This is a genomic window from Streptomyces capoamus (genome assembly GCF_014654935.1).
GTDB lineage: Bacteria > Actinomycetota > Actinomycetes > Streptomycetales > Streptomycetaceae > Streptomyces > Streptomyces capoamus.
In genome coordinates this window covers 123,274-127,130 of sequence record NZ_BNBF01000012.1, presented here as the reverse complement: position 1 = coordinate 127,130, position 3,857 = coordinate 123,274, and the positions used below count along the sequence as shown (strand labels likewise).

Below are 3,857 nucleotides of genomic sequence, written 5' to 3'. Positions count from 1 at the left end.
TCAAGCGCTCGAGCCCGTCCAAGGGCGCGTTGGCGGCGATCGCCGACCCGGCCGGACTGGCCGCGGACTACGAGGCGGGCGGCGCGGCCGTCATCTCCGTCCTCACCGAACAGCGCCGCTTCGGCGGCTCGCTCGCCGACCTGGAGGCCGTGCGCTCCCGGGTCGACATCCCCGTCCTGCGCAAGGACTTCATCGTCACCTCGTACCAGCTGTGGGAGGCCCGCGCGTACGGCGCCGACCTCGCGCTGCTGATCGTGGCCGCACTGGACCAGCCGGCCCTGGAGTCCCTGATCGAGCGGGCCGTGTCCATCGGCCTCACCCCGCTCGTCGAGGTGCACGACGAGGACGAGGTCGACCGTGCGGTGGACGCGGGCGCCAAGATCATCGGCGTCAACGCGCGCAACCTGAAGACGCTCGAGGTCGACCGCGGCACCTTCGAGCGGCTCGCCCCGGAGATCCCCGACGGCATCGTGAAGGTCGCCGAGTCCGGGGTCCGCGGCCCGCACGACCTCATCGCCTACGCCAACGCCGGCGCCGACGCCGTCCTGGTCGGCGAGTCCCTGGTGACCGGACGCGACCCCAAGGCCGCGGTGGCCGACCTGGTGGCGGCGGGCGAGCACCCGGCGCTGCGGCACGGCCGGGGCTGATCACCCGCTAGGCTTGGTACCGATGACTCTCACCGTGACGACCGTGGACCGGTACGCCCGCCTGGCGCGCGGCTGCCGCCCGAGGGGCTGCCGCGCCCCCGCCCGGCGTGTCCACGGCCGCAGGGTGCGGTACGTCATCGGTGACGAGCCGGGCCAGGTGAACGGACGTCGATGGCAGCGCGCCCCGAAGGGGCGCGGGGCTCTACTCGATGTGCGGCTACTGCCGCGCGAGCGCGACCGGGCGCACTCGGCCTGAGGTCGTACGACAAGCTCCGCCCCCACGGCGATTCGTGTCTTCCCGCAATCTCACCGTGAGGTTTTCGCATGCCCAGCGATTTCTTCTTCCCTGACCCCACCGGCCAGGTGCCCAGCGCCGAGGGCTACTTCGGCGCGTTCGGCGGCAAATTCATCCCGGAGGCCCTCGTCGCCGCCGTGGACGAGGTCGCCGTCGAGTACGACAAGGCCAAGCACGACCCGGAGTTCGCCCGCGAGCTCGACGACCTGCTGGTGAACTACACCGGCCGCCCCTCCGCGCTCACCGAGGTGCCCCGGTTCGCCGAACACGCCGGCGGTGCACGGGTGTTCCTCAAGCGCGAGGACCTGAACCACACCGGCTCCCACAAGATCAACAACGTGCTCGGCCAGGCCCTGCTCACCAAGCGCATGGGCAAGACCCGGGTCATCGCCGAGACCGGCGCCGGCCAGCACGGCGTTGCGACGGCCACCGCGTGCGCGCTGTTCGGTCTCGACTGCACCATCTACATGGGTGAGATCGACACCGAGCGGCAGGCCCTGAACGTGGCCCGGATGCGCATGCTGGGCGCCGAGGTGGTCGCCGTGAAGTCCGGCAGCCGCACCCTGAAGGACGCCATCAACGAGGCGTTCCGGGACTGGGTCGCGAACGTCGACCGCACCCACTACCTGTTCGGTACGGTCGCCGGCCCGCACCCCTTCCCGGCCATGGTCCGCGACTTCCACCGGGTCATCGGTGTCGAGGCCCGCCGCCAGCTCCTGGAGCGCGCCGGCCGCCTGCCGGACGCGGCCGTCGCCTGCGTCGGCGGCGGCTCCAACGCCATCGGCCTCTTCCACGCCTTCATCCCCGACGAGGGCGTCCGCCTCATCGGCTGCGAGCCCGCCGGACACGGCATCGAGACCGGCGAGCACGCGGCCACCCTCACCGCCGGCGAACCCGGCATCCTGCACGGCTCCCGGTCCTACGTGCTGCAGGACGAGGAGGGCCAGATCACCGAGCCCTACTCGATCTCGGCCGGACTGGACTACCCGGGCATCGGCCCCGAGCACTCCTACCTGAAGGACTCCGGCCGCGGCGAGTACCGCGCGATCACCGACGACGCGGCCATGCAGGCGCTGCGCCTGCTGTCGCGGACCGAGGGCATCATCCCGGCCATCGAGAGCGCCCACGCGCTGGCCGGTGCCCTGGAGGTCGGCAGGGAGCTGGGCGGGGACGGACTGATCGTCGTCAACCTGTCGGGCCGCGGTGACAAGGACATGGACACCGCCGCCCGCTACTTCGGCCTCTACGACACCGACGCCGAGGTGGCCGCCGACGCGGCCGACACCGCCGAGATCGAGGGGGACGCCAAGTGAGCGGAAACGTCCAGCTGCTGACCGACACCCTCGCCGCCGCCAGGGCCGAGGGCCGCTCCGCGCTCATCGCCTACCTCCCCGCCGGCTTCCCGACCGTGGACGGCGGCATCGAGGCCGTCGAGGCCGTCTTCGACGGCGGCGCCGACATCGTCGAGGTCGGCCTGCCGCACAGCGACCCGGTCCTCGACGGCCCGGTCATCCAGACCGCGGACGACATCGCCCTGCGCGGCGGGGTGAAGATCGCCGACGTGATGCGCACGGTCCGGGAGGCGCACGGCGCCACCGGCAAACCGGTGCTCGTCATGACGTACTGGAACCCCATCGACCGCTACGGCGTGGAACGCTTCACCGCCGAGCTGGCCGAGGCGGGCGGCGCGGGCTGCATCCTGCCCGACCTGCCGGTGCAGGAGTCGGCGCTGTGGCGGGAGCACGCCGAGAAGCACGGCCTGGCGACGGTCTTCGTGGTGGCACCGAGCAGCAAGGACGAGCGGCTCGCCCAGATCACCGCGGCGGGCAGCGGCTTCGTCTACGCGGCCTCCCTCATGGGGGTCACCGGCACCCGTGAGTCGGTGGGCGAGCAGGCCCAGGACCTGGTCCGGCGCACCCGCGGCACCGGCACCGAGCTGCCCGTCTGCGTCGGGCTCGGCGTCTCCAGCCGGGCCCAGGCCGCCGAGGTCGCCGGCTTCGCCGACGGGGTGATCGTCGGCTCGGCGTTCGTCAAGCGGATGCTGGACGCGCCGGACCACGCCTCCGGTCTCGCGGCGGTCCGCGAGCTGGCCGGGGAGCTGGCCAAGGGCGTGCGCGGACAGGCGTAACCGCAGGTCACTTTCCCTATCAGAACATCCGGTCACTCGAACGAGTGGACCTCGGTCCGGGGAGGCGCGTTGCGCCTCCCCGGTTCGTTCTGGGGGTGTGAGCGAGAAGAACCGTGACGGAAAGCGCACCGCCCGGGAGCGGCTGGCGGTCGAGCGCGAGAAGCAGAAGGCCGCGGACAAGCGGCGGCGCACGCTGATCGTGGGCGCGAGCGTCGTCTGCGTCCTGGGCCTCGCGGCGGTGATCGGCGTGGTCGCCGCGAACGCCGGCAAGCACGAGAAGAGCAGCGCGGGCCCCGCCGTGGCTCCCTCGGGTGCGCAGGGCAAGGACGGCCTCGCCATCCCGGTCGGCAAGGACGGCGCCAAGTCGACGCTCACCGTCTGGGAGGACTTCCGCTGCCCGGCCTGCCAGGCCTTCGAGACGGCGTACCGGCCGGTGCTGCACGAACTGACCGACGCCGGCAAGCTCAGGATCGAGTACCACCTGGTCCGGCTGATCGACGGCAACCTGGGCGGCAGCGGCTCGCTGCGCGCCGCCAACGCCGCGGCCTGCGCCCAGGACGCGGGCAAGTTCCGCGACTACCACGACGTGCTGTACGCGAACCAGCCCAAGGAGACCGACGACGCGTTCGCCGGCAACGACAGGCTGATCGAGCTGGCGGGCAAGGTGAACGGCCTGGACACGCCCGCCTTCCGCAAGTGCGTCACGGCCGGCACGCACGACACCTGGGTGAACCGGTCCCAGCAGGCGTTCCGCAGCGGCGGCTTCACCGGTACGCCCACGGTCCTG

General features: G+C 72.3%; 5 protein-coding genes. All 5 read left to right on the top strand.

The window, feature by feature from the left end; translation table 11 throughout:
- Window positions 1–647 (top strand): indole-3-glycerol phosphate synthase TrpC (trpC, locus tag IE312_RS20230; protein WP_229900193.1); only part of this gene is annotated, 647 nt, incomplete at its 5' end.
- Window positions 648–669: 22 nt separating this feature from the next.
- Window positions 670–903 carry a tryptophan biosynthesis modulator TrpM gene (gene trpM / locus IE312_RS44175; RefSeq protein WP_368860020.1) on the top strand — a complete coding sequence of 78 codons (234 nt, stop codon included), beginning with the start codon at window positions 670–672 and terminating at the stop codon, window positions 901–903.
- Between the two features lie 68 nt (window positions 904–971).
- Entirely contained in the window at window positions 972–2,255 is a 1,284-nt protein-coding gene (gene trpB, locus IE312_RS20225) for a tryptophan synthase subunit beta (protein ID WP_189983763.1), read from the top strand.
- Window positions 2,252–3,070, top strand: a complete 819-nt coding sequence (trpA, locus tag IE312_RS20220) for a tryptophan synthase subunit alpha (protein ID WP_189983762.1) — start codon at window positions 2,252–2,254, stop codon at window positions 3,068–3,070. The genes trpB and trpA overlap by 4 nt, the downstream gene beginning before the upstream one ends.
- Before the next feature lie 97 nt (window positions 3,071–3,167).
- Window positions 3,168–3,857: DsbA family protein (locus tag IE312_RS20215; RefSeq protein ID WP_229900191.1), on the top strand; the 690-nt coding region annotated here is incomplete at its 3' end.